Consider the following 24,716-nt stretch of genomic DNA (forward strand, 5'->3'; position numbering starts at 1 on the left):
ACCTCGACGATAAAGCGGGCAAGATGCCCTTCGGGTAACCAGTCCTCCATGGACGGAGGCAGGAGATAACTGGTCTTGCGGTCGGGGTCGATAAAGTGGGCCATAATTCACTCATCATATTGAATTATAAATAGTTATACATCAATAGACTGACCCGTGAAAGTCCGGCTGCTAGTAAGCGTCACCCAAGCACGCTGCGTACTGACCACCAATTTCTGGACGCCCGCTAACGCTGCATCACCGACCATCCGCAGCGCCCACATCACGCCGCCTGGTGCTCCAGAACTTCACAGTCGACGCGAGCTAACCCGGAAGTCAACCTTCGGACGTAGGGCGAAACTACCGGCTCCTCACGCAGCAACGTGACACTGAGGAGCGACGGGGCTGGCTGGCATAGGTATGGTCCATCTGCAGGAAATATACTATGATCCTGTCTGATATGCATTTGCAATCGAAGACTTGCCCTTGACATGAGGCTACCCAATGCAGAAAGGGCGATCCTGGACATTCGCAAGCTGCGAGAATACACCCTGAATCCCGGTCATCTGATGATGAAGGAGTAACCCCATGAGTGACGAACAGAATGGAAGCAATAAATTGAAGCCTGAAGGTATGCGTCGGCGTGATCTGTTGAAGGGTATTGCGATTACGGCCAGCATTGTGGCGGCAGGATCCATTACAGGTGTGAATCCTATTGGCGCAGCCCACGCGGCAGAGAAATGTCCTGGAATGACACCGAAGGCTACGTTGCAGTATCAGCCACATCCCAAGGGTAAGGATCAATGTTCCATATGCACGCATTTTATTGCGCCACACTGCTGCACAGTCGTAGCTGGCTCAATTGTGCCTGCCGGATGGTGTATGGCATTTATACCGAAACCAGCGTAATAGGGGGTATAAGCGCGAACCGCGAACCGTCGAAAGTTCTGTCGGCAAACCTTGATGGCAAGGTTTTCGGCTACAACGCCTGTCCGACTCGGTTTTCCGTGTACGGTTTGCTTAATTTTGAGCGGCATTTGCGGCCAGTTGTCAGCGGTGCCGGAAAACATATGTTTGGCGACAGCCCCGCCAATGCTGACTCTGCGCCCACGCCGGGCGTGGACTACGGAGTATGGTCGGTTTGGTCTGCACCATTTTGGTGAGAGGTGGGGTCTGGAGAGAGGATGCCGCTTTTTTCGCCTTGGCGCCTTCCATCTCCGTTTCAAGGTGCTGATGGACCACTTCATGCCCGACTGACGCCATCAAAGGCATCCGCTCAATCCTTTGCCGGTGCGGCGGGAGGTGTGATGTCACGCATTGCGCGACCGCCTCATACAGTCCAAAATCCACCCCTACACGAGGGGGACCCATGTTTGACAATCTGACCCAGAAACTGACCCAGACCTTCAAGAACTTGCGCGGCCAGGGACGGCTGAGTGAGGATAATATCCGCGACGCATTGCGCGATGTGCGGCTGGCGCTGCTGGAGGCCGATGTAGCCCTGCCGGTGGTCAAGGACTTCATCAATAACGTCCGCGAAGAGGCTATGGGCGAAGCCGTGGTCAAGAGCCTCACGCCGGGGCAGGTCTTCGTCAAGATCGTCAATGATGAGTTGGTGAAGTTGATGGGCGCGCACAATGATCGCCTTGATCTCAGCGCCCGCCCCCCGGCGGTGATCCTGCTCGCGGGTTTGCAGGGCTCGGGTAAGACCACCACCAGTGCCAAGCTTGCCCTGTGGCTCAAGGATAAAGAAAAGAAGCGTGTGCTGATGGTCAGTACCGACGTCTATCGTCCTGCCGCCATGGAGCAGTTGGTGCATCTCGGTAAAGATATTGCGGTGGATGTGTTCCCCTCCAGCCCCGACCAGCAGCCGGTGCGCATCGCCCAGGATGCGGTGGAAGCGGCGCAGCGCGGCGTCTACGACGTGCTCATCGTCGACACGGCGGGGCGTCTGCACGTGGACAGCGAGATGATGGCCGAGGCGCAGGCACTGACCGCGGCGGTCAAACCGGTGGAACTGCTTTTCGTGGTCGATGCCATGACTGGTCAGGACGCGGTGAATACCGCCAAGGCCTTTAACGACGCTCTGCCGCTGACCGGGGTGATCCTCACCAAGGCGGATGGTGACGCCCGCGGTGGCGCGGCCCTGTCGGTGCGGGCCATTACGGGCAAACCCATCAAGTTCATCGGGATCGGTGAGAAAATTCGCAAGGGTCTGGAGCCTTTCTATCCGGATCGCATGGCCTCGCGTATTCTGGGCATGGGCGACATCGTCAGTCTGGTGGAGCAGGTCCAGCAGGATGTGGACGAAGATCAGGCCCGGAAAATGACCGACAAGCTGCGCAACGGCAAGGGCTTCGATCTGGAAGACTTCCGTGAGCAGTTGCGCCAGCTTGAGCGCATGGGCGGTATGGCCAGTATCATGGATAAGTTGCCCGGTATGGGCGAGTTGCCCGCCGAGGCGCAGAACGCCATGCAGGATGGCAAGTCGATGCGCCGTCTGGAGGCCATGATTAACTCCATGACCCCCGGCGAACGGCGGCATCCGGACATCATCAAAGCCTCGCGGCGACGGCGGATTGCGGCGGGTTCCGGGACGACCGTCACCGAGGTCAACCGCCTACTTAAGCAGTTTGAAATGATGCAAAAGATGTTCAAAAAAATGGGTAAAGGGGGCCGGGGGCTCAGCCGTTTGCTGGGAATGAATCCCAAATCGATGTTGAAGGGCGGTTTACCCTTCCGTTAGAGCTTGTTTTTAGTTACGATACGCGCCTTTCTCCCGCACAGTGGGAGAGGATCATGGTTAAGGAGAACACATGGTAGTCATTCGTATGGCCCGGGGCGGCGCCAAGAAGCGGCCTTTTTATCACATTGTGGTGACCGACAGCCGTAGCCGTCGGGATGGTCGTTTTATTGAGCGACTGGGCTTTTACAATCCCATTGGCGCAGTAGCCGAGCTGCGGATCAACAAAGAACGCGCCGCTTACTGGTTGAGCCAGGGTGCCCAGCCGTCCGATACCGTCGCCGGCTTTCTGAAGAAAGAAGGCGTGAGCAAGACGGGTGTCGCCAGCGCCTGACGCCGGGGAGTGGGTGGTGCTGGGGCGTGTCTCCGGCATCTATGGTGTGCGCGGTATGGTGAAGGTTTTTTCTTTTACCGAAGAGCGCGACGCCATCCTCAACTACTCGCCCTGGTATCTCGGCCCGGCCCGGCGCCCTTGGGTGCTGGAAGACGGGCGTATGCAGGGCGAGGGTGTGGTGGCCAAGCTTGAGCAGGTAGAGGACCGTGAGCAGGCGCGTGCCCTTATCGGGCAGGAGATCGCAGTGCCCAGGGTTGAATTGCCTGATCTGGGAGCCGGTGAATTTTACTGGAGCACGTTGATCGGGCTGCGGGTACTGAACCGGGAAGGTGTCGCTCTGGGCACCGTGTCTGCTTTCCTGGAGACCGGGGCGAATGACGTGATGGTGGTCGACGACGGCAAGGGCGGTGAGCTGCTCATTCCGTGGTCGGCCGAAGCATCTGCGGGTGTGGAGCTGGCCGCCGGGCAGATTATCGTGGATTGGCAAGCCGACTGGTGATGCGTTTCGACGTCATCACCATTTTTCCGGGGCTGATCCACGGTTATTTGCAGGAGGGCATTGTCGGACGCGCGTTGACCCGCGGGCTGATTGAGGTGCAAACCTGGAATCCGCGGGATTTCAGTGACAGCGCCTACCGACGGGTGGATGACCGCCCTTTTGGCGGCGGGCCGGGCATGCTGATGATGGCGCCGCCTTTGCTGGCGGCTATCGCGGCGGCGCGGGAGGCCAATCCGGGGGCACCGGTGATTTACTTGTCGCCCCAGGGGCAGCGCTTGCAGCAACAGGCGGTGCAGGATTTCGCGGCGTTGCCGGGCCTGATTTTACTGGCAGGCCGCTATGAAGGCATTGACGAGCGGGTGCTGGCAGCGGTGGATGTGGAATGGTCCATCGGCGACTATGTGCTGGCGGGTGGCGAGTTACCGGCGCTGGTGCTGATGGAGGCGGTGGCGCGGCAGTTGCCGGGTCTACTGGGGCATGTGGATTCAGCGGCGGAGGACAGTTTTGCGGCGTCTGGCTTGCTGGATTGCCCGCATTATACCCGGCCTGAAGTGGTGGCGGGGGAGGGGGTTCCGGAGGTGCTGCTGTCCGGAGATCACGCACGTATCCGCCGCTGGCGTTTGCAGCAGTCATTAGGGCGCACCGCCGCGCGGCGCCCGGATTTGCTGGAGCAACGGGGGTTGCAGGTGGGTGAAAAAGAATTATTGGAAGAGTATCGCCGTCAGGACGGCGAAACGCAGTAATACTAGGCTAAGGAGTTGGGGATGAACATCATTGACGAAATCAATCAGGAACAGATGAAGTCGGCACTGCCGACTTTTGGTGCGGGCGACACGGTGGCCGTTCACGTAAAGGTGAAGGAAGGCGACCGCGAGCGAATCCAGATTTTTGAAGGCATTTGCATTGCCCGCCGTAACCGTGGCCTGCACTCTGCTTTCACGGTTCGCAAAATCTCCAACGGTGAAGGGGTGGAGCGCGTTTTCCCCTCCTATTCGCCGCTGGTGACCAAGGTAGAAGTGAAGCGTCGTGGTGATGTGCGCCGCGCCAAGCTCTACTACCTGCGTGACCTCTCCGGTAAAGCTGCGCGCATCAAAGAAAAGCTGGGCTGATGCAGCCTGACGCGGCACTCGGCCATGGCCGAGTTCGGGTTGGATGAGGGGGAGTTGACGCCGGGTTCGGGGGAGATCCTCGAGCGCTGGCGTTCTGCTTCTGTACCTGAGCGGGAAATCCTCTGGGCCGATTCCGCTCAGCGCTTGGCTCTGCGCGCCGCTTGGCAGCAGTGGCTGTTGCCGCACTGGTGGGCCGCCGCAGATGCGCAGGCTCTGCAGATTGTGGCGGACACCCTGGCGCTCCTCGCTGATGCGGAGTCTTTGCCCCCTGCACTGTTAGCGACTGCCTTGCAGGTGCAGGAGGCATCGCTGGTGCAGCCAGCAGCTATCCTGCCCGCTGCGCTGAGGTCGGAGGCCGCCAACCCCATGCCTTTGGACATGGAGGCGGACACCTTCGCCAAGGCTATTGAAGACGGTGATCTGGAGACGCTGGCGCCGCTGCTGTTCAGTATGGCGGAGGACGAGAACGCCCGGCGAATCGTCCTTACCCGGCTGGCCCAGCGTCTGGCCGATGACAACCATGCCCAAGGCCTGCGTACCATTCTTTATGGACAGTGGCATGATGCCGCCGCCGATCTCCCCGTTCAGCCCTTCTCGCTGGGGGCGATGGCGCTTTTGCAGAGTCACTGGCAACTGCCTGCCGGGGTAGCGGTGGTGGTCCCAGAGGGGCGTGCCAGCCGCGACCCGGCCACGGACAAGCCCCTGCTCCATGCCCTGCGGGATCGCGATCTGCCCGCCTTCATGGGGCGTATCCGCGCCCTCGGCGACCAGCCCCTGGACGCCATACGCCAGCTGTTCCTGACCGTTACCCTGATGATCATTGAGGGCGGTGGCGACAATGATCCCCTGCCGCTGATTCGTCTCTATGTCTGGCTCGGCAGTTTGCTGGCATTACCCCACCGGAGTTTGCGGCAGGCGCGGAAAGTGTTGTTCAGTGCTGCGGCTACCACTTTTGGCTTTGCCGGATGGCAGCGTCAGGAAGACTGGCCGGACTTCAGTACGCTGGCCGCTTATCGTGAGCGGGCAGCACTGGAGCCGGTGCCCGCGCCATTCAGTTGGCAGAGGGCCTTGTATGCCGCGGCGTCCGGCTCTGGCCCGCAGTGGTGGTTACAGGTGGCCGAGCGTGGTGTGGCGCAAGGTTGTCCAGAAGGTTTCTGGTCTTTGTGGCGCACTGCGCAGCGCGCGGGTTCCTTGACGGGAGGGCCATTGGCATGGATTCATCCTCTGGTAGTGACGCGCCTGTATCTGGCTTGAGTGCCGCAACTGCCGCCCTGTCGGCAGAACGTCGGCAGATCGACGCCTTTCTCGATGCGCTGTGGCTGGAAAAAAACCTCGGTGAAAATACTCTGATGGCTTATCGTCAGGATCTGCTGCAGTTGGCGACCGCACTCGCGGAACAGGAGTTGACCCTGACCACCGCCGATGAAGGTGCTCTGGCGCGCATACTGGGACAGAAACTACAGTCCGGAGCGGCTCTGCGCTCTGTGGCGCGCCTACTCTCCAGCGTGCGCCGCTTCTACGGCTATGCGGAGCGGGAGGGTTGGGTAGCCCGTGATCCCAGCCGTAATCTACACAGTCCCCGTCTCGGTCGTGTGTTGCCTCATGTCCTCAGCGAAACGGAAATAGAGGCTCTGCTTGCGGCTCCCGACTGTACACGTCCCTTGGGATTGCGCGATGCTGCCATGCTGGAGTTGATGTACGCCTGCGGTTTGCGGGTATCGGAGTTGGTGAATCTGGAAATGCGCCAGGTGGACCTCAGCGCCGATCTGGTGGTGGTCTTTGGCAAGGGTCGCAAGGAACGCTTGGTGCCCATGGGGGAAGTGGCTGCCGGACGCATGGCGCAGTATCTGCAAAGTGGTCGTCCGCACATTTTGGGTGAACGCATCAGTGCTGCCATTTTTGTGACTGGACGCGGGGCTGCCATGACGCGGCAGCGTTTCTGGCAAAACATTGAGCATTATGCGCAGTCCGCCGGGATCACTCAGCCAGTGTCGCCTCATGGCTTGCGCCACGCCTTCGCTACCCATTTGCTGAATCACGGCGCAGACCTGCGCAGTGTGCAGTTGATGCTCGGCCACGCGAACCTCTCCACCACCGAGCTTTATACTTATGTGGCGCAGGCACGGCTCAAGGAACTACATCAGAAGCATCATCCGCGCGGGTAATGCTTTTATAATTCCCAAAATCTGGGGTTCTGACAGGTGGTGAGAGACTAGCGGTTCTCCGATCACGCACAAAAAACACCCCGCGACCGATGGTGCGCCACGGGGTGTTCTTCTGCAAAACCAGACTTATTTTTTAGGTAAGGTCACCACCACATAGATGCTGGCTTTACCCTGCCGCACCAGCAACGGGATGGGTTGGTTCGCGGGCAGACTGGCAACAATGTGCTCCAACTCGGCGGGACTGTTGATGTCCTGTTGATCAATCTGCTGGATGATCATGCCCGGCATGATCCCGGCTTCCGCCGCCGCCCCTTCACTCACCCCGACTACCACGACACCGTGATGCACGTCCAATTGCTTCTTAATCTTGGGGGTCAGAGATTGGACATGGATGCCCATACGGGAGACTTTGCCCATTTTGGCAGGCTTGGATGATTCCTGGCTGCCGGAAGGCCCTTCCATGTTTTTGGGCAGGGCAGTAACCAGAACATCCTTGGTTTCCGCTTCTCCGCGATGGAGGATGCCGACCTTGGCCTGCGTGCCCGGCAGGGTATTACCAACCATAGGCGGCAATTGCCCGACATTGTACACCGGCTTGTTGTCATAGGTGACGATGACGTCACCGGGCTTGATGCCCGCCTTGGCGGCCGGGCTGCCCGGCATGACGGAGGCGACGAGTGCGCCCACCGGTTCTTTGAGGTGCAGTGCTTGCGCCATTTGCGGCGTGACATCCTGCACTTCGACGCCCAGATAGCCGAACTGGATCGCTTTGTGGTCCTTGAAGTCCTGCACCACCCGCATCACGGTATTGATGGGGATCGAGAAGGACAGGCCCATGTAGCCGCCGCTGTTGGTATAGATCTGGTCATTGATGCCCACCACCTGGCCTTTCATGTTGAAGAGCGGTCCGCCCGAGTTGCCGGGATTGATGGGCACGTCACTCTGGATGAAGGGGATGTATTCGTCATCGGGCAGCGGGCGGTTCATGGCACTGACCACACCTTGGGTCACGGTATTGTAAAAGCCGAAAGGCGCGCCAACGGCGAGCAGCCATTGGCCGACCTTCAGGTGATCCGAGTTGCCGAGGGGTACGGTGGGCAGGCCTTTGGCGTCGATTTTGAGCAGTGCCGTGTCATAACGTACCGAAAGACCGATCAGCTTGGCCGGATAGGCGTGGTGATTGGTGAGGGTGACGACGATATGGTTGGCGCCGCGCACGACATGGCCAGCGGTGACGATATAGCCGTCAGGGCTGATAATGAAGCCGGAGCCAAGCGACTGGATTTTTTCATGTTGCTGTGGACTTGGACCATTTTGTCCAGGGGGCATGAAGTGGTGAAAAAACTGATAGAACGGCGAATTGGGCGGAAAGGGATTGTTTTGCTGGTGAATGACCTTGTTGGTGGTGCTGCTGATATTCACTACCGCAGGGCCGTAACGGTCGATGATCGGGGTGAAATCCGGCAGAGCGACCAACGCCTGTTGAGGCGCCGTGTTCGTCGAGATAGACAAAGCCGGTGCTGTAGGCGCATCGGCTTGTGCCCACTCCGTCGCACCCAGTGCAAAACCAAAACACGCCGCTACCACGGCAGTAACTACTAGTTTACGGCGTTTCAACATGGAATTCGGGCGATCATTCGCCATAGGACTCTCCTTCGGGATTTTGTCTTGCAACGTCAGGGCTTATCGGTATGCTCCGGGTTGGACTCTGGAAAAAGGCCGAGAGTTCCAGCCAATCGTCGTAGCATAACACATAAATCGCAATGGGAGGCGATAGTGGACAGCAACATTCTCAGTGCAAAGCGCGGGACAGGCGGGTCCGGTAAAGCTCCACCAGTGGTCCCTGATTACCCTGCAGAGCGAATATCTTGAGTACGGTTTTGCGGGCCAGACCGTCCTGATAGTTTTTGTGGCGCTCGACCATCTCGATGAGCTGATCCAGTGCTGCTTCTTCCTGTCCCTGCAAAAGCAGGAGTAAAGATCGCTGGTACATCGCCTGCGCGCGGAGGTCGCCCTTTTCGCTGGTGATGGTGGTTTCCAGTTCGGACATGGGTGGTGCGCTGCGGGCCGTTTCGGTGAATTCGAGTAGAGCTTTCAGGCCTTCTACTTCACTTTCCAGTTGAAAAACCGGTGACATGGCATCAATTTGCGCCTGTGCGTCTGCATGACGGTTTTGCTGGATGGCGAGGCGCGCCAACGCCAGGCGCGCCTGATCATTCCGGGGACTGAGACGGATGGCCTGTTCCAGTAGTTGCTCTGCCTCCACAGGCTTGCCCTGCGCTATAGCACTCAACGCCTGCGCACGCAGTTCATCGCCAGGGAGAGGGAGATTTTTTTCGATGAACTGGCGGATGGTTGACTCGGGTAGTGCTCCGGTAAATTCGTCAACGACTTTACCGTCTTTGAAAGCTTTGACGGCGGGAATGCCGCGTACCTGATACTGACGGGACAAGTCCGCGTTTTCGTCAGAGTTGACCTTGGCGAGCACGAAGGCGCCGTCCATCTCCGCTGCCAGTTTTTCGAGGACCGGACCCAGGGCCCGGCAGGGTGCGCACCAGGGCGCCCAGAAGTCGACCAGTACCAGCACCTTCCGGGATAGCCCTACGACGGCTTCCTGAAAATTACCGAGATTCACTTCGAGAACGTGTCCACTGACTGTCATACGGACTCCTGAGAAGAAGAGGTGAGAAAAAGAGGATAGACCGTACTGCCTTTATTTACCGTTTCAAGTATGGCCAAAACGGGGCATTTTCAAGGCGCGGCTGGTTTCCGGGGCGGTTACTGCTGTTCAGCTTGAGCCAGGGCGTCCAGCACGGACTGGAGCAGGCTGCGCCCGAGGGGTCCCATGCCGCGCTCCAGTTTGAGGCGGTCGTACTGACCCCGGGAGAGAGGGCCAAGGGCCGCGCCCATGCGCGCCATGTCGCCGCCGGCCCGCTGCATCTGACTGGCCATACGGCCCAGCCAGGCGATGGCTTCCGGCTCACCGCGGCGGGCGGCGAGGATGACGCTGGCCAGACCGGGCGCGGCGAGGGTGGGGTCGGCCTGGTCGCCGGCTTTGGGCAAGGTCTCTGGATTTTGCAGGCCCATGAGGATGGATTCGATGATGATGCCGTCTTCTTCGTCCAGTCCCTGCAGCAAACCCGGCGCACGCTGCCCGGCCAGAATCTGGCGGATGACGGTGACCAGATCGCCCCAGCCATTGGCGGCGGCGACGCGCAGACTGTCTTCCAGCGGCGCCCGGAGATGAATATTCTGGCAGGCGGCGATGACCTGCAGGATGAGGGCCGCGTGGGCGCTGCGGATCTGCTCTCGGCGTTCGGGGAGGACGGGCATGCGGTGAACTCCAGTCAATGGTTGCCGGTTATTTTGCGGTATTGGCTGCGGGTGTGCAAAAAAGCTCAACGATTGAGATGTCGCGCCAGATAATGCCCGGTGTGGGACAGGGGATTGTGCGCCACTTCGTCCGGTGTGCCGGTGGCGATGATCTGGCCGCCGCCGGAACCTCCCTCGGGGCCGAGGTCGATGACCCAGTCTGCCGTCTTGATGACATCCAGATTGTGCTCGATAACGACGATGGTGTTGCCCGCGTCGGCCAGCTTCTGCAGCACCTCGAGGAGCAGGGCGATGTCGTGGAAGTGCAGCCCGGTGGTGGGTTCGTCAAGGATGTAGAGGGTCCGCCCGGTGTCGCGACGGGAGAGCTCCCGGGAGAGTTTGACGCGCTGCGCTTCGCCGCCGGAAAGGGTGGTAGCCGACTGGCCCAGACGCAGGTAACCGAGGCCCACATCCAGCAGGGTCTGCAATTTGCGGGCGACGGAGGGGACAGGGTCAAAAAAGGCCCGCGCATCCTCCACCGTCATCTCCAGGACCTCATGAATGTTTTTGCCCTTGTAGTGGACATCCAGAGTCTCGCGCTTATAGCGTTTGCCGCCACAGACGTCGCAAGGCACATAAATGTCTGGCAAAAAGTGCATTTCCACCCGGATCACGCCGTCGCCCTCACAGGCTTCGCAACGCCCGCCCTTGACATTGAAGCTGAAGCGGCCGGGATTGTAACCGCGGGTGCGGGCCTCGCCGGTGGCGGCGAACAGCTCGCGAATGGGGGTGAAGAGGCCGGTGTAGGTGGCCGGATTGCTGCGCGGGGTGCGGCCGATGGGGCTCTGGTCGATGGCGATGACCTTGTCCAGTTCTTCCAGCCCGCGCAAATGCTGATGCGGCGCGGGGCTCTGGCTGCTGCCCACGAGCACGCGGGCGCAAGCAGGGTAGAGAGTGTCGTTGATGAGGGTCGATTTACCGGAACCGCTGACCCCGGTGATACAGGTGAAGAGGCCGATGGGGATACGTGCATCCACTGACTTCAGGTTATTGCCGGTGGCGCCTTGCACCTCCAGCCAGCGCTGGCTGGCATTGCTACGCCGTCGCTCAGGGACGGCGATGCAGAGGTTGCCGGTCAGATAGCGTCCGGTCAGCGAGTCGGGGTTAGCGCGGATTTCTTCGGGTGTTCCCTGGGCGATGACTTTGCCGCCGTGGGTACCGGCGCCGGGACCCATGTCCACCACATAATCGGCGGCGCGGATGGCGTCTTCATCATGTTCGACGACGATGACGGTATTGCCGAGATCGCGCAGATGCTTGAGGGTGCCGATGAGGCGGTCGTTGTCGCGCTGGTGCAGGCCGATGGAGGGCTCGTCGAGGACGTACATCACCCCCACCAGACCGGCACCAATCTGCGAGGCGAGACGGATACGCTGCGCTTCCCCACCCGACAGGGTTTCGGCGGAGCGGTCGAGGCTGAGGTAGTCGAGACCGACATCCACCAGAAACTTCAGACGGCTGCCGATTTCCTTGAGGATGCGCTCGGCGATGAGGGCTTCCTGCCCTTCCAGTTGCAGATGGGTAAAATGCTGCAATGACGCGCGGATGGACAGCGCCGAGACTTCCTGAATGGCCAGCGGGCCAACCCTGACCATGCGCGCCTCTTCACGCAGGCGGCTGCCATTGCAGACGGGGCAACGCAGGCGGCCCATATAGCGCATGATTTCTTCGCGGATGAGGTTGGACTGGGTTTCCCGCAAGCGCCGTTCCAGACCGGCAATGACACCTTCAAAGCTCAGCTTGTGACTGTGCGTCCCTTGCTGGACGGTGATGCGTTCGGCACTGCCGTGGAGAATCTGCTCGCGGATGTCGAAAGGCAGATCCCGCCAGGGGGTGTCCAGGGAAAAATGAAAGTGTGCGGCCAGCGCCGTGAGCAGGGGCGCGTAGTGCTCCTGATGGCGCTTGGTCCAGGCGGCGATGGCCCCGTCACGCAGGCTCAGTTCTGGGTTGGGGACGATCAGGTCGGGGTCAAAAAAGGTGACCTCGCCGATGCCGTCACAGCGCGGGCAGGCCCCGGCGGGATTGTTGAAGGAGAAGAGGCGCGGCTCCAAAGGCGGGAAGGAGCGCCCGCAACCGGGGCAGGCATGGTGAGCGGAAAACAGTCGCTCTTCCGCATGCTGCGGTCCCATGAGGACGACGATAGCCTGATCCTCGGCGAGGCTGAGGGCGGTTTCCAGCGATTCGGCCAGGCGCGGCCCGCTGTCGGCACGCAACACCAGCCGGTCGATGACCGCTTCGATGCGATGCTTGCGCTTCTTGTCCAGGGTGGGGATTTCGTCCAGTTCGAGAAGTTGACCGTCCATCCGGGCGCGGATCAGGCCGCGGGCGCGCAGGCTGCCGATGATGTCCTCGTGACTGCCTTTGCGGTCACGCAGCACCGGCGCCAGGATCATGAGCTTTTCGCCTTCGGGCAGGGCCAGGAGCTGATCGACCATCTGGCTGATGGTCTGACTCTGAATGGGCGCGCCGCAGCACCAGGGGGTGCCGGCACGGGCAAAGAGCAGGCGTAGATAGTCGTGAATCTCGGTGACGGTGCCGACGGTGGAACGGGGGTTATGGGAGGTGGATTTCTGCTCTATGGCGATGGCGGGCGACAGTCCTTCAATCGCGTCCACATCGGGCTTGCCCATGAGCGAAAGAAACTGGCGGGCATAGGCCGAGAGGCTTTCCACATAGCGGCGCTGACCCTCGGCGTAGAGAGTGTCAAAAGCCAGCGACGATTTGCCTGAACCCGACAGCCCGGTGATGACGATGAGGCGGTCGCGCGGTAAGGTAAGGGAGATATTCTTGAGGTTGTGGGTGCGGGCGCCCCGGATATGGATGTGTTCCATGCAGCCGACATGCTCTTTTTGGGGATAATGGGTTAGTATAAGGCTTTCGGGGACGGTCGTCCCCTGCAGATAAGGAGATCAGACGATGGCGGGAGTGAACAAGGTCATATTGTTGGGGCATCTGGGACGCGACCCGGAGATGCGTTATCAGCCCAGTGGCGGCGCCATCGCGAACTTCAGCATCGCGACTTCCGAGACCTTCAAGGACAAGGAAGGCAATAAGCAGGAGCGCACCGAATGGCATCGGGTAGTGCTCTTCGGTCGCACCGCAGAAATTGCTGGCGAATACCTGCGCAAGGGCAGCATGGCTTATGTGGAAGGCCGCCTGCAGACGCGCAAGTGGACCGACAAGGAAGGGCAGGAGCGTTACACCACGGAGATCGTCGGCGATCGTCTGCAACTGGTGGGCGCGCGTGGCGGCGGTGGCGGCGGTGCGGCCAGCTTTGATGAGGAAGATCAATCCCGACCGAGTGGTGGCGGCAGCAGTGCCGGTGGCGCGCGGAAGAATGAGATGTCGCCCGCGCCGGCAGAGGACTTTGATGATGATATCCCGTTTTGAGGTGGCGCGAACGCCGGGCATCCTCGCTACTGGTGGCGGAACCGTGATGCTGACACCAAACGGGACTGACTATGGCCTCTTTCGACAAACTGGGTATGCCCCGTCTGCTCCGTGGCTATTATGCCGTTGACTTTTTCAGCAGCCCCTTAGGCACAGCCTATTGACTATGGTGGCAAGGCGATTCAGGCTGCACTGTGATCCGATAAGGTAAGAGCCCCACCAGCATGTCACTACGGTTAATGCTCATCATCTGCGTCCACCGCCTTAGGATTGCCGCTGCCATCGATTGTCGGCAGGGGCTTCACCCGTGAGGGAGTTGTATCTGCCCTCTCCGGACCTACGGGTAAGATCGTCCCGGCTCTTCCTTTTGAACGCCGAAATTCTTTTTGCCTACGTCGCTCTCACCGCTGTCACCCTGATCCTGACCACCAGCCACCAACCCCAAGATTATGACATTTGGCCCCTTTGGCCTGGCGCAGGATTGGCCACCTTTGCCGTGATGCGTTTTGGGAAATGGGCGGCCCCCAGCATATTTCTCGGATCCACAGTCGCCAATATCCTGCTGATCGGAATGTCTCCCACCATTGCTCTATGGGTCTCCATGGGGATCACTTCCGCCCCCCTCATCGCCTTGGCTGTGCTGCGGTGGTTACGTCCTCGATGGTCCGGTTTCCATTACGTAAGGGATGTAGTCGCTTTCATTGCAGTGATGGGCATATTCAATGGCGCAATCAGCGGCTTGGGAGGAGCGCTGGGAGTAGTGGTTGGCTGGGATCATTTTCGCATCAATACGTTCGACAAACTCTGGTTGAGTTGGTCCGTAGGAGATATCTGCAGCATCCTAGGCTTCACCACGATATTCCTGCTTTGGAATTGGAATAGGCCGCGCTCTTTGCCAGGAGGCGCAGCAGAGCAGTGGCATCTGGGGTTCACCGCCCTCTTGATTCTGGGGCTCACCGCTGGATTATTCCTGGTTCATTATCCCCCACGAAGCATCATGGAAGGAGTGGTCGGTCTATTGATACTGCCCTTTCTCTGGGCCTTGACTCGATTTCCCATGGAGGAAGTATATCGTATTGGCCTGATGTCCTACATCATTGCTGCGGTTGGAACCGCTTTCGGTCGAGGACCTTATCAGGCGGTCACCTTGGTTCAACCGGAGACCATGATGCAAATGGTAGCTATCGGGTTGGCGTGCGTCGGTCTCATAGCCGGTGCCATGGTCGCCGAGGCCAATCGTGCCAAACTTGCGCTGCAAACAGCCAACCATGCACTTGAGGATCGGGTCCGCGCACGTACTGCCGATTTACAACAAAGCCATCAGGAGTTACTGATTCGTGAATCCTTGTTGTTCTCTTTGAGCGAAATCAATCGCCTCTTTGCCAGCGCTCCCGACCGCGAACTGATTCCGGTATTACAGCAATTTTGCGAGATCCTGACAGATCGTCTAAGCCTGCAAGCCGTTTGGTTAGGGAAGGTGGCAGCGGGAAAGAATGAGGTGGAGATTCTCGCCAAAGCCGGGCCGTTGGCCCGGATGCTCGAACAGGTGCATATTTCCGCGAATCCGGATATTCCTGGGGGTGGCGGGCCTACTGCCCAGGTTTTCATGACGGGGAAGGCGATGCTTTTTGATGCAGGCGACTCTCACTATGACTCTTGGCGCCCTATGGTCGAAGCCTATCAATTGGGAGGGAGCGCCCATGTACCGCTACCTTGGTCAGATGGTGGCCGAGGCGTGATCACCTTATATCGTGGCAAAGGAGAGTCCTTTCCACAAGCGATTACCATACTTCTCAATCGCCTTGCCGAAGACTTGGCGGTTTTTCTTGAGCACCGCGAAGTTGCCTTTGCTCTTAGCACTGCGCAGACGCTCCAGCGAGCCATGATTTCTGCTGGGGATATCGCCCTGAGGGCCAGGGACGAGCAAGGCATGTTGGATAGCATGTGCCAGAAACTGATCGACAGCGGACTTTTTGTGGCTGCGTGGATTGCCAAGCCGGATGCAAATGACTGCTTTGTACCACTCGCTTCAGCTGGAGAACTCGCGGCCAATGCCTTGAAACAGTGGTGGCCTGCGTCGGCCACTATGCCGGAAGGTTATACCGTAGGTGCCCGCGCGTGGCGCAGCGATACGATGGTTTTCCAGCAGGATTATCTCAGCGATCCGTTGATGGCCCCCTGGCGGGACCAAGGTATGACATACGGTTGGCGAGCCGCCGCCGCCACTACTATCCATCGACAAGACTCGCGCTGGGGAATCCTGGCGGTAATTGGCAATCAGGTAGGCATGTTTACTCCAGAAGTTCGCGAGGTCTTGTCCCGCATTGCCGAGCTTGTGGGTCATGGCCTGGATGAAATTTTCCTCAAAAATGTCCTCGCCGAAGGGCAACAGAAACAGAGCTACTTGGCCAGCCATGACATGCTCACCGGCCTTCCCAATCGCCGGGGATTGACCGAATACCTGCAGAAGGCGTTGCTTCGAGCAGAACGACACCAAACGCTTCTCGCCCTGGGAATCCTTGATCTGGATGATTTCAAGCCGATTAATGATGTCTATGGTCATGCTGCCGGTGATCTGCTTTTACAAGGTGTCGCTGGGCGATTGTGCGATATTCTGCGCGCCTCGGACTTCGTGGCCCGCCTTGGAGGCGACGAATTTGTACTCGTGATGGATGATATCCAAGAACGGGACGCCATCCCCTTGCTACTCGACAAAATATACGATGCCATTGTGCAGCCCATCGCTCTCGCTGACGGTACCCTGGTAAAGGTGGGCGTTAGCTTGGGTCTTACCATTTATTCCCACGATAACGCGGACACTGACCTTGACCTTCTGCTGCGTCATGCCGATCACGCCCTCTATAAATCTAAAAAAGAAAAAAACACGCGTGAACATTTCTGGGTCATCTATCCGCCTGATAAGAAGGAGGGTGTAGATCATCATTTGCCTCATGTGTTGCATTTGCTTTACCACGGAGGGTTGCGCGTACGCTATCAGCCGGTTCTGGAATTGAGTACAGGAAAAGTGGTGGGTATAGAAGCCCTAGCCAGATTAAGAGATGCAACCGATGAGATCGCTCCTGATAAATTCTTACCCCAACTCCGCAGTGGCGATCAATGGGCGCTGACCTCAGGCGTAATTGCGCAGGTTCAGAAAGACATGCAAAGCGTGGTTGGGGCTTGTGATAATATATGGGTATCCATCAATGTATTGCCGAAATTTATTTGCAATCCCGACGATCGAAAAAAGCTTCTCACCCTTTTAACCGCCACGAATCTATCCCCACAGCGCATCATCCTAGAACTGCTGGAAAGCAGCGATTTTTTCTCCCATGAGCTGGCTATAGCGGGCATCGCTGATTTCAGGAAGTTGGGTTATCGTATTGCCCTGGATGATGTTGGTAGTGCCTATGCTTCCCTGTTACGCCTCAAGAACTTGCCAGTAGATGAAATCAAGATTGATCAAGCCTTCGTACGTCATTTAGGCCGCAAACCAGAGGATCTGTACTTCATAAAATCATTGCTGGACTTGGGTAACGCCATGCATGTGGACGTCATTGTGGAAGGCGCTGAAAGCACCGAAATCCTGGGTGCTCTGCGCGCTATCCATGTCCCCATGGCACAAGGTTATGCTATCGCGGCCCCTATGCTCATGCCGGAGTTACATGCCTGGCTGGACAAGCAGATCCCACCGTGCAGTACAGCTACACCACAAGGTCTCCTTAGCCTTTACGCCCACAGTGTATGTTATCATTTAGCCATACAGAATCTCGTTGGCCAAGCCCCCAAATTATTTGTGGATATGGCTCCATGGATACGCCAGCGTTGCCCTACCGCTGTCCGCATCAAAGACCTAGGGCTCGAAGGCAGCGCAGTTGATATTGCCCATACCGAGTACCGCCGCACTTTAGAGGCTATTGGTAAGAATATTATGTTGGGCAAATCCACTGATCAGGCGGATTTACAGCTGAGCCTTAATCACTTTCAGGAAACATTAAGAGAGGCAAACCGTATTTGATGTTACCCAGCCGAAGTGGCTGAATAATTCAGCAGACAGTTACGGGCACTGGTGGGGGTGCGAGGAAAAGTCAATGTCCCCCGGCATGGTTCGCATGGGCATGAACGACTGCTCCGTCAGATGATTGGAGTGAGTGATGCAAGACTACTGGGGTGATACCCCCGACGGAAAGACCAAAAGCAAGAGGAACAGTGCGCTGTCCAGGGCCTGCGCAATATGTAACATAATTAAAACATCTTGTTTCTTTCTGTTACCACTGAAAATCGGCAACTTACTTGAATATACTCGACTGCCTGTTTCATAAATGAAACATTTTTTATCGTCAGCCTTCCACCGATGGTACCATTTTCTATGGAATACATAGAGTTATAGTAGTGGCACCATATTTGTATTATGATCGTTGCGATACATTCTGGCGGGTGGGGTGGAATCAATTATGGGGACCACTATATACAGTCAACTTGCGGGGCAGCGTGCCGTTGTTACTGGCCGCCCCCTACTGTATTTCGGCGCGAAGCGGACTATCGGGCCATGGGCGGAGCGTTTATGCAGCGAGGGCTGGCAACTAGTGTATGCAGAAGATATCAGTGACCTGCAAAAACTCTTGGCCACAGCGGATTTCAAAGTAGGAATCGTCGCTCTAGACCCCCAGGCTATCATTGATAATGGTCGGCGGGTGGAGTCCACCATCGCCAAGGCGGAGCAGATCCGCTGGATCGCCTTGCTCCCCAGGGAGGCCATGGACCTTCACCCCCTGCGTGAGTTGATCGGCGGCGCATTTTACGACTACCACACCCTGCCTATTGACCCCAACCGGTTGCTACTCACCCTGGGGCATGCCTTGGGGATGGCAGAGATTGCCGCCGACGCGCTCCCGCCCGAAGAACGGGAAGTGCGCAACAATGGCGAAAGTGAAATGGTCGGCACCAGCCCACAGATGCAAAAGGTGTTCAAAGAGATTCGCAAAGTGGCCGGGGTGGTGGCTCCTGTGCTGATTACCGGTGAAAGTGGCACGGGCAAGGAACTGGCCGCGCAGGCCATCCACGAACGCTCCCCGCAGGCCGCTGGCCCCTTCATTGCCGTGAACTGCGGGGCATTGCCCGCGAACCTCATCCAGTCCGAGCTCTTCGGCCACGAAAAGGGCTCCTTCACCGGTGCCCACCAGCGCAAAATTGGCCGTATCGAGGTCGCCTCCGGCGGCACCCTCTTCCTCGATGAAATTGGCGATCTGCCCATGGAGCTCCAGACCAACCTTCTGCGTTTCCTGCAGGAAAAAACCATACAGCGGGTGGGTGGCCGAGAAGACATTACCGTGGATGTGCGAGTGATTGCCGCCACCCACGTCAATCTGGAAAAGGCCGTTCACGAGGGCTGCTTCCGCGAGGATCTCTACTATCGCCTCAATGTCCTGCAGATCAAAATGCCCGCTTTACGCGAACGTATCGGCGATGTGCCCCTGTTGGCCCAATATATCTTCCGCCGCTTCGCCGACGAAAAGGGGCGTCGGGTCAAAGGATTCAGCGAAGATGCTCTGCACACCATGAACCACTACGACTGGCCTGGTAATGTCCGCGAGTTGATCAATCGGGTACGCAGAGCCATGGTGATGTGTGACAAGTTCTTAATCTCCCCTGTCGACCTGGGACTGGAACGGAGAATAAACTCCCGAAGCGTGGTTACTCTGAGCGAAGCGCGCGACAAGGCGGAAATAGACACCATCCGCGCCGCGCTCGGCCAAAACCGGGGCAGTGTCTCACTGGCGTCGAGACAACTTGGCATCTCTCGTGTCACGCTATATCGTTTTATGGAGAAACACGGGCTTAGCAGAATATAATGCCTTTATTATTATGATAAAACGCAGTTAACTATTACCACTAGGGAGAACCACCTTTATGAAACGACATGACTTGATGCAACCAGCGATTTACGCATCCGCGATACTGGCAGGTGTTTTATGCAGCGCCGGACCCGCCTGGGCCGATAATGCTTCCTCTAGCGAAGCGCCACCGAGCAAGCCAGTCGGGCAAGCTCCAGCCAAAGAGAATCGTCCACCGGCCGTCGAAACCCTCATCAGCACCACCGGTGTACTTACGCCGGCAGGCAAGTTCGTCATTGAGCCCTTTATCCAATACACCCACTCATCATCCAGTATCGCCGCCGTGCAGGGCTTCGTGCTCGCCCAAGTACTGGCGATTGGCAACATCAACATTCAGCAGTATACCAACGACACCGTCTATACAGGTGTCACCTTCCGCTATGGGGTGAGCAATCGCCTGGAAATGGACCTCAAGGTGCCTTTCGTTTATGCGCAACAAAACACTTCCGTCTCCAACCTGACCAACAACGGTGTCCAGCAGGCATTCAACAGTACGGGCTCGGGTCTGGGAGACATTGAGTTCTCCATGCATTATCAAATTAATCAGGGTGGCAATAATTCGCCCTATTACATTGCCAATTTGCAAGTAAAAAGCATGACCGGCAGTAGTCCCTTCAGCATGCCCACCTATCAAAGTTATCCGGTCGGCATTCTCGAACAGCAGCCGACGGGTACAGGCTTCTGGGGTGTCCAGCCCAGCCTCACGGTACTCTATCCCTCCGACCCGGCCGTTTTTTACGGGAATGTGAGTTACCTCTGGAATATTGGTCACAATGCCGCCGGCACCTATATCAGCCCTGGCAACGCCGTCGGCTTTGGCTTTGGTGCGGGCCTGTCTCTGAACGACCGCGCGTCGATCAGCCTGGGTTACAACCAAAGCATCGTCAGTCCGCCCGAAGTGGGTGGCGTTACCCCGCCCCTTGCCACAACCCTGGAGGTAGGTTCTTTTCTGGTGGGTTGGTCTTACACCCTCAATAAAAGCACATCCATCAATCTGAATCTGGCTGTGGGCGCCACCCGGCAGGCACCGGACGTGCAACTCACGCTGCGCGTGCCTTACACTTTCTAAGGGGGTATGGCGGCGGCCTATCGATGCATGGGAGCCACATGGCTCCCTGTTTTTACCGCCTCCCAGGACAACGGTTACAACGTCTTGGCGAAGGCAAAGCCTCCGTATCCGGTACTAGGCAGACCACTGATGTAGTTGACTCCCCCCTCCCCTTCCACACGCCAGCCATCACCCAGAGCAACAGAGACAAAGGCCCCTACTTGGTGGATGCGATAATTGATCCCACCCTGCAAGACGCCTTCAGGGCCGAAGCTCAACCATGACACCGGTCTAACCCCTACCCGGAACTGGCTCCAGTAGGCACGCTGGCCAAAGGAATAGCTGGCCATGGTGCCGGCATAAAGCATGGGGGTGAAATCGTAGCGCGCCTGAATCTGGGGGGTGAAGGTCACGGTGCCGCCCACCGGACCCCCTGCTCCGAGATCAGAATGGACCGAAAAGTATTGATAACCCAAAGCACCCGAGAGGGCCAACTGATAGGCTGTCCCTCCCCACGCATACCCCAAACCACCCTGAACGCCGGGGGCCTTAACGCTCACTGTCCGTGTGGTGTGGTAATGATAAGCCAAATAGTTGGCAAAGATCGTCCCAAACCAACCAGATCCCAAACGCGCGCCCGCAAAAGGCATGATCGCCCCCAAATAGCTATAGGAGTTTTCCTGTGCCATCTGCGTGCCTCCCAGTAGCAAGGGTTGGGCCATGGTCGGCTCCACCCCCACCCCCATGCACAGGCCCATCAATACCGCTATGCCGATCCAATGACGCATTGCCGTTCCTCTCTTTCTGTTCCTCCTGTAGCACTTGATGCCGGCGCCCCCATCCCCCGATTGCCAGCATACGCCCAGAGGCTCAGTTGCCGCTGAAGGAACCAGATGACTGCACCACGGACGCGGGCAGATTTTGCACATTGGGTAGGATTGGTACTAGCGACTGCGGTGCGCCCAGTCTGACACCTCCTTGGATATGGCCCCGGGAACTACCACCCGTGCCTTGGGTGTTGGAGGATGTGGCCGACATGGGCAGTTCATCCCAGAGCATGACCACTGGCATTTGACGGGCAGCGGCTGCCAAGCTGGGTACAGCCATTTCCCCACCCCTGGCTTGCCGCAAAATGGCGTTACTGACGATAGCGCCCCTATCGAAGGCCGCCAGTTGCATTGCTGGAGAGGTGGTATGGTCACCTGCTGGCTCTGCCGCCATGACGGGCGCCCAGGCCCATATTCCCAACACCACTCCGGCGCCGATCAGCATCCGTATCATCTTCCGAGACATGGCAACCCCCTTCCGTCTTGTCCACCTTACGGAACGTTCAAACTCCGAATGTTACCCTGCTGCAGAGCCTGACCAACCTGGGTCATTTGCTGGGTATGTATCGCGTTGCTGACATCCAGATTGATTACGGTCGCATGCTGGATCACCTGATTGTTGAGGTTGTTCTGCACCACCGCCAAGGCGCTGGTAGCCTGGTTGAGGAGGCTGCTGGAAACCTGGTTCGCATTCCCCACCTGCACTACCTGCTGTACACCATTTCCCTGTGCCACCACCATGGTCTGCTGAACACGGGTATTCTGCGATGCGATGATGCTATTACCGCTAGAGCCGGAGTCGATCCCCGAGCGTGATGCCAGCATTCCGTTGATATAGGTGGTCATCTCCACACCAAACTTCACCATCATGCCCCCGACATCGAAACCTCCGCGCAATTTTGCCAACTCAGCTACAGGCACCGGCATTCCGAGCACAGGCATGACCGACGCACTGGCGGGTCCTGCCATGCTGAGGATGATCACGGCACTCATCAGGGTATGCTGGAAAGACTGTTTCGACTTGCAAGAGAACTCATCCATGATCATTTCCTCCGGTTATTTTAAGATGCTTCAAAAACTTCCTGCCCGAGGCAGCGTGAGCAGGAAGGAACCCAGCGACGGTTGCTGCTGCATAGCTGCAGCCAGCGGCGCGCGGGGTACTTTGTCCCATTCGGCAATGCTGTTAAAGGAGGCCTTGGCCAGCTTGATGCCCGGCCCACTGGTAATGACGAAAAGAATCCCGTTTTTCTTCCACATGGCATCAAAGGATTTCCGAGGGATAAGGCGCAAGCCCAAGGCCGGATCGCCGACCAGCACCTCATCCTGCTCGACCCCTTTCACCACCACAAAATGCATGTAGCCGTTAAAATCGATAAGAGCAATCGCTGGCAGATTCACCTTGGCCAGATTGCGCAAAGAAGTCCGGAAGCCGTTGGCCGCAAAGCCATGGGCGTCCAGATAGCTTTTCATATCAAGGAGGGAGAACCCTTCCTTTTCAATGACCGCTTTGTCACCATGATCCCACATCCACTTAAAGACTTTCATCTCATCCGTGGGGTCGCCATAGCTATAGGTGAGCAAGGTGGCTACCGCCGCGGATCCACAGCTAAAATCATACTTTTGATGGATCACCGACTGAAAGTGCATGGCATTCATGCTCTTGACGGGAATATTGAATTGACCGCCAGCGGTGGACAAAAAAGCATCGGCCACGGCCTGCCCCTGACTCAGGACCAGCGTGACCAATAATGAAGCCATTGCCAACAACCAGCGTTTAGCAGACATGACAAACTCCCATCAATGCATGGTCAGATTGATCTGCATCGCATTCTGAATGAGGACATTATTACCCGAATTCTGAATGACCGTTACAAAACCGGAGGCATTGCCAAAGGCGCCGCCCTGGATGATGTTGCTGCCGGTAACAACCCCATTACCTACCATATTTCCCGCTGAAGTCCCATTCATCACCAAGGTGGACAAGCTCTGATTGGGCAATGCCTTGCCCGCAGAATGTACTAACGCCTGGCTGCCTACGGCAGTACCCAGCAGGGCCAAACCGGATACGCCATCCATCGGCAAGGTGGCCGCTTGCGCGCCGAATGCCCAGGATAGCAAAATACCCGTCATGAATAAGTGACGCATGCGAATGTTCATGATCTCTCTCCTCACATTCTTGGTAAAAATGGGGAATGCCGGAATACTGGCACCCCCCATCTTGCATCGCGTGACTTACCGATTGACCTGGATGGAGGTCTGGTTCTGCAACATGCTGTTGGCGCCGGTGTTCTGGTTGAGCGCGATCACACCAGAGGCATGCTGGAAAGCGTTGCCACCGATGGTGGCGTTAGCCGCATAGTTCGCCTGGGTGAATGCACACGGATTGCAAGGATTGCCCGTGGCAGATACCTGCAGAGCGTTCCCCGCTACCACACCCCCCAGCGCGCCAAAGGCGTTGCCGCTGCTGGAACCCACCTGGCTGACCTGTACGTTGGTCTGATTCTGCAGGAGGCTATTGGCGCCGCTGTTCTGGTTGGCCGAGATGATGCCCGATGCGCTGTTGAAGGTATTGCCATTGATGGTGGCATTGGCATTGTAATTGGTCAGACCATTCTGGCCATACCGGTTGTACCCAGGATCAGCGGAGATATCGACCGTGTTTCCCAAGACGGCGCCCCCCTGCAAAGAGACCAAATCCACTTTACCGGTAAAGCATTTGCCATCGGCGCAAGGACTCAATTCGTTGACCTGCACGTTGGTTTGATTGTCCAGGAGGCTGTTGGCGCCGCTGTTCTGGTTGAGGGAAATGATACCCGATGCGTTGGCAAAGGCATGGTCGCCCAGATAGGCGTTACCGTCATAGTTGGTCTGGGCACCGTCGGTGCTTACCCCGATCCGGTTTCCATGCACCAAGCCCAGATCTACGCTCTTCATTTTCGCGTGGATGTCACCACTGACGGCATTCACCTGCACCTGGGTCTGATTTTGCAGCAAGCCGTTGGCACCGCTGTTCTGGTTGGCCGAAGCGACACCGGTCACATTCTCAAAGGCCTGACCATTGATGGTGGCATCGGAGCCGATATTGGTCTCGCTGTTGTTCAACCCGTTACCACTGGTCGCAGAGACTGAATTACCGTGAACCACGCCCACCTTCACCACGTCGCTATTGGCCTTGGCGGGTTTGGCCGAATGGTGGGGTGGGGGTGGGGGTGGATTCCCGTTGTCCCAAGCAAACGCGGCACCAGAAAACGCAAGAGCCAATGCAGAAACTAAAAGTGCTGACTTTTTCATGACTTCCTCCAAAAATTCGTGTTCCCAAAAGGTTCCAGAAGGATCTCCTGATCATCCTGGATCGT

The 24,716-nt window shown here is 57.7% G+C and carries 22 protein-coding genes; 12 read left to right on the top strand and 10 right to left on the bottom strand.

Translation table 11 applies throughout. The annotated features are described in order from the left end of the window. Positions 1 to 567 precede the first annotated feature (567 nt). The 8 genes from M7F93_RS04180 (at position 568) to xerD (ending at position 6,829) form a co-directional block, all read left to right on the top strand. Positions 568 to 888: an iron oxidase gene (locus M7F93_RS04180; protein WP_298169559.1), complete on the top strand. Its 321-nt coding sequence runs from the start codon at positions 568 to 570 to the stop codon at positions 886 to 888. Between the two features lie 460 nt (positions 889 to 1,348). Then, positions 1,349 to 2,725 carry a signal recognition particle protein gene (ffh, locus tag M7F93_RS04185; protein ID WP_298169562.1) on the top strand — a complete coding sequence of 459 codons (1,377 nt, stop codon included), beginning with the start codon at positions 1,349 to 1,351 and terminating at the stop codon, positions 2,723 to 2,725. 70 nt (positions 2,726 to 2,795) lie between these two features. Further along, positions 2,796 to 3,056, top strand: coding sequence for a 30S ribosomal protein S16 (rpsP, locus tag M7F93_RS04190; protein WP_215893491.1), 261 nt, complete (start codon positions 2,796 to 2,798; stop codon positions 3,054 to 3,056). Beyond that, a complete protein-coding gene (gene rimM, locus M7F93_RS04195) occupies positions 3,040 to 3,555 on the top strand; it encodes a ribosome maturation factor RimM (protein ID WP_298169569.1) in 516 nt (171 codons plus the stop codon). The genes rpsP and rimM overlap by 17 nt, the downstream gene beginning before the upstream one ends. After that, positions 3,555 to 4,298 carry a tRNA (guanosine(37)-N1)-methyltransferase TrmD gene (gene trmD / locus M7F93_RS04200; protein WP_298169639.1) on the top strand — a complete coding sequence of 248 codons (744 nt, stop codon included), beginning with the start codon at positions 3,555 to 3,557 and terminating at the stop codon, positions 4,296 to 4,298. The genes rimM and trmD overlap by 1 nt, the downstream gene beginning before the upstream one ends. Before the next feature lie 21 nt (positions 4,299 to 4,319). Further along, entirely contained in the window at positions 4,320 to 4,664 is a 345-nt protein-coding gene (gene rplS, locus M7F93_RS04205; protein ID WP_298169572.1) for a 50S ribosomal protein L19, read from the top strand. A gap of 24 nt (positions 4,665 to 4,688) precedes the next feature. Beyond that, entirely contained in the window at positions 4,689 to 5,918 is a 1,230-nt protein-coding gene (locus M7F93_RS04210) for a hypothetical protein (protein ID WP_298169575.1), read from the top strand. Next, positions 5,876 to 6,829 carry a site-specific tyrosine recombinase XerD gene (gene xerD / locus M7F93_RS04215; protein ID WP_298169577.1) on the top strand — a complete coding sequence of 318 codons (954 nt, stop codon included), beginning with the start codon at positions 5,876 to 5,878 and terminating at the stop codon, positions 6,827 to 6,829. The genes M7F93_RS04210 and xerD overlap by 43 nt, the downstream gene beginning before the upstream one ends. 126 nt (positions 6,830 to 6,955) lie before the next feature. Here the strand turns inward: xerD and M7F93_RS04220 are convergent, their stop codons facing one another. The 4 genes from M7F93_RS04220 to uvrA all read right to left on the bottom strand — a co-directional run bounded on the left by M7F93_RS04220 (position 6,956) and on the right by uvrA (position 13,032). Next, positions 6,956 to 8,473 carry a Do family serine endopeptidase gene (locus tag M7F93_RS04220; RefSeq protein WP_298169581.1) on the bottom strand — a complete coding sequence of 506 codons (1,518 nt, stop codon included), beginning with the start codon at positions 8,471 to 8,473 and terminating at the stop codon, positions 6,956 to 6,958. 148 nt (positions 8,474 to 8,621) lie between these two features. Beyond that, a complete protein-coding gene (gene trxA / locus M7F93_RS04225) occupies positions 8,622 to 9,491 on the bottom strand; it encodes a thioredoxin (protein ID WP_298169584.1) in 870 nt (289 codons plus the stop codon). A gap of 116 nt (positions 9,492 to 9,607) precedes the next feature. Further along, positions 9,608 to 10,162 (bottom strand): hypothetical protein, encoded by a 555-nt coding sequence (locus M7F93_RS04230; RefSeq protein ID WP_298169587.1) that lies wholly within the window; start codon positions 10,160 to 10,162, stop codon positions 9,608 to 9,610. A 65-nt stretch (positions 10,163 to 10,227) separates the two neighbouring features. Then, the gene (gene uvrA, locus M7F93_RS04235) at positions 10,228 to 13,032 is read right to left on the bottom strand and encodes an excinuclease ABC subunit UvrA (RefSeq protein ID WP_298169590.1); all 2,805 of its coding nucleotides are present in this window, start codon (positions 13,030 to 13,032) and stop codon (positions 10,228 to 10,230) included. Positions 13,033 to 13,117: 85 nt separating this feature from the next. Between uvrA and M7F93_RS04240 the strand changes: the two genes are divergently transcribed. The 4 genes from M7F93_RS04240 (at position 13,118) to M7F93_RS04255 (ending at position 20,554) form a co-directional block, all read left to right on the top strand. After that, on the top strand, positions 13,118 to 13,591 hold the full coding sequence (locus M7F93_RS04240) for a single-stranded DNA-binding protein (protein WP_298169593.1): 474 nt from the start codon (positions 13,118 to 13,120) through the stop codon (positions 13,589 to 13,591). A gap of 307 nt (positions 13,592 to 13,898) precedes the next feature. Beyond that, complete coding sequence (locus tag M7F93_RS04245; protein ID WP_298169596.1) at positions 13,899 to 17,609, top strand: EAL domain-containing protein; 3,711 nt, start codon at positions 13,899 to 13,901, stop codon at positions 17,607 to 17,609. Positions 17,610 to 18,045: 436 nt separating this feature from the next. After that, positions 18,046 to 19,443, top strand: a complete 1,398-nt coding sequence (locus M7F93_RS04250) for a sigma-54 dependent transcriptional regulator (protein ID WP_298169599.1) — start codon at positions 18,046 to 18,048, stop codon at positions 19,441 to 19,443. A 58-nt stretch (positions 19,444 to 19,501) separates the two neighbouring features. Beyond that, positions 19,502 to 20,554, top strand: a complete 1,053-nt coding sequence (locus tag M7F93_RS04255; RefSeq protein ID WP_298169602.1) for a hypothetical protein — start codon at positions 19,502 to 19,504, stop codon at positions 20,552 to 20,554. 74 nt (positions 20,555 to 20,628) lie between these two features. Here M7F93_RS04255 and bcsS read toward each other — a convergent pair whose 3' ends face one another. The 6 genes from bcsS to M7F93_RS04285 all read right to left on the bottom strand — a co-directional run bounded on the left by bcsS (position 20,629) and on the right by M7F93_RS04285 (position 24,651). Continuing rightward, complete coding sequence (bcsS, locus tag M7F93_RS04260) at positions 20,629 to 21,321, bottom strand: cellulose biosynthesis protein BcsS (RefSeq protein ID WP_298169605.1); 693 nt, start codon at positions 21,319 to 21,321, stop codon at positions 20,629 to 20,631. Between the two features lie 82 nt (positions 21,322 to 21,403). Continuing rightward, complete coding sequence (locus M7F93_RS04265; RefSeq protein ID WP_298169608.1) at positions 21,404 to 21,826, bottom strand: hypothetical protein; 423 nt, start codon at positions 21,824 to 21,826, stop codon at positions 21,404 to 21,406. Between the two features lie 26 nt (positions 21,827 to 21,852). Then, on the bottom strand, positions 21,853 to 22,401 hold the full coding sequence (locus tag M7F93_RS04270) for a hypothetical protein (protein WP_298169611.1): 549 nt from the start codon (positions 22,399 to 22,401) through the stop codon (positions 21,853 to 21,855). A 30-nt stretch (positions 22,402 to 22,431) separates the two neighbouring features. Next, positions 22,432 to 23,145, bottom strand: coding sequence for a C39 family peptidase (locus M7F93_RS04275; RefSeq protein ID WP_298169614.1), 714 nt, complete (start codon positions 23,143 to 23,145; stop codon positions 22,432 to 22,434). 12 nt (positions 23,146 to 23,157) lie between these two features. Then, on the bottom strand, positions 23,158 to 23,517 hold the full coding sequence (locus M7F93_RS04280; protein WP_298169617.1) for a hypothetical protein: 360 nt from the start codon (positions 23,515 to 23,517) through the stop codon (positions 23,158 to 23,160). Positions 23,518 to 23,592: 75 nt separating this feature from the next. Then, positions 23,593 to 24,651 (bottom strand): hypothetical protein, encoded by a 1,059-nt coding sequence (locus tag M7F93_RS04285; RefSeq protein ID WP_298169620.1) that lies wholly within the window; start codon positions 24,649 to 24,651, stop codon positions 23,593 to 23,595. Positions 24,652 to 24,716 lie beyond the last annotated feature (65 nt).

Source organism: Acidithiobacillus sp. (genome assembly GCF_027322205.1).
Classification (GTDB): domain Bacteria; phylum Pseudomonadota; class Gammaproteobacteria; order Acidithiobacillales; family Acidithiobacillaceae; genus Acidithiobacillus.

What these genes read in the sequence shown, in the direction of transcription:
- M7F93_RS04270 (WP_298169611.1), bottom strand. Translation starts at nt 22,401, where the DNA reads ATGGATGAGTTCTCTTGCAAGTCGAAACAGTCTTTCCAGCATACCCTG.
- M7F93_RS04220 (WP_298169581.1), bottom strand. Translation starts at nt 8,473, where the DNA reads ATGGCGAATGATCGCCCGAATTCCATGTTGAAACGCCGTAAACTAGTA.
- M7F93_RS04240 (WP_298169593.1), top strand. Translation starts at nt 13,118, where the DNA reads ATGGCGGGAGTGAACAAGGTCATATTGTTGGGGCATCTGGGACGCGAC.
- M7F93_RS04180 (WP_298169559.1), top strand. Translation starts at nt 568, where the DNA reads ATGAGTGACGAACAGAATGGAAGCAATAAATTGAAGCCTGAAGGTATG.
- rplS (WP_298169572.1), top strand. Translation starts at nt 4,320, where the DNA reads ATGAACATCATTGACGAAATCAATCAGGAACAGATGAAGTCGGCACTG.
- M7F93_RS04280 (WP_298169617.1), bottom strand. Translation starts at nt 23,517, where the DNA reads ATGAACATTCGCATGCGTCACTTATTCATGACGGGTATTTTGCTATCC.
- bcsS (WP_298169605.1), bottom strand. Translation starts at nt 21,321, where the DNA reads ATGCGTCATTGGATCGGCATAGCGGTATTGATGGGCCTGTGCATGGGG.
- rpsP (WP_215893491.1), top strand. Translation starts at nt 2,796, where the DNA reads ATGGTAGTCATTCGTATGGCCCGGGGCGGCGCCAAGAAGCGGCCTTTT.
- ffh (WP_298169562.1), top strand. Translation starts at nt 1,349, where the DNA reads ATGTTTGACAATCTGACCCAGAAACTGACCCAGACCTTCAAGAACTTG.
- M7F93_RS04285 (WP_298169620.1), bottom strand. Translation starts at nt 24,651, where the DNA reads ATGAAAAAGTCAGCACTTTTAGTTTCTGCATTGGCTCTTGCGTTTTCT.
- uvrA (WP_298169590.1), bottom strand. Translation starts at nt 13,032, where the DNA reads ATGGAACACATCCATATCCGGGGCGCCCGCACCCACAACCTCAAGAAT.
- M7F93_RS04255 (WP_298169602.1), top strand. Translation starts at nt 19,502, where the DNA reads ATGAAACGACATGACTTGATGCAACCAGCGATTTACGCATCCGCGATA.
- M7F93_RS04250 (WP_298169599.1), top strand. Translation starts at nt 18,046, where the DNA reads ATGGGGACCACTATATACAGTCAACTTGCGGGGCAGCGTGCCGTTGTT.
- M7F93_RS04275 (WP_298169614.1), bottom strand. Translation starts at nt 23,145, where the DNA reads ATGTCTGCTAAACGCTGGTTGTTGGCAATGGCTTCATTATTGGTCACG.
- trmD (WP_298169639.1), top strand. Translation starts at nt 3,555, where the DNA reads ATGCGTTTCGACGTCATCACCATTTTTCCGGGGCTGATCCACGGTTAT.
- M7F93_RS04210 (WP_298169575.1), top strand. Translation starts at nt 4,689, where the DNA reads ATGGCCGAGTTCGGGTTGGATGAGGGGGAGTTGACGCCGGGTTCGGGG.
- M7F93_RS04265 (WP_298169608.1), bottom strand. Translation starts at nt 21,826, where the DNA reads ATGTCTCGGAAGATGATACGGATGCTGATCGGCGCCGGAGTGGTGTTG.
- xerD (WP_298169577.1), top strand. Translation starts at nt 5,876, where the DNA reads ATGGATTCATCCTCTGGTAGTGACGCGCCTGTATCTGGCTTGAGTGCC.
- M7F93_RS04230 (WP_298169587.1), bottom strand. Translation starts at nt 10,162, where the DNA reads ATGCCCGTCCTCCCCGAACGCCGAGAGCAGATCCGCAGCGCCCACGCG.
- trxA (WP_298169584.1), bottom strand. Translation starts at nt 9,491, where the DNA reads ATGACAGTCAGTGGACACGTTCTCGAAGTGAATCTCGGTAATTTTCAG.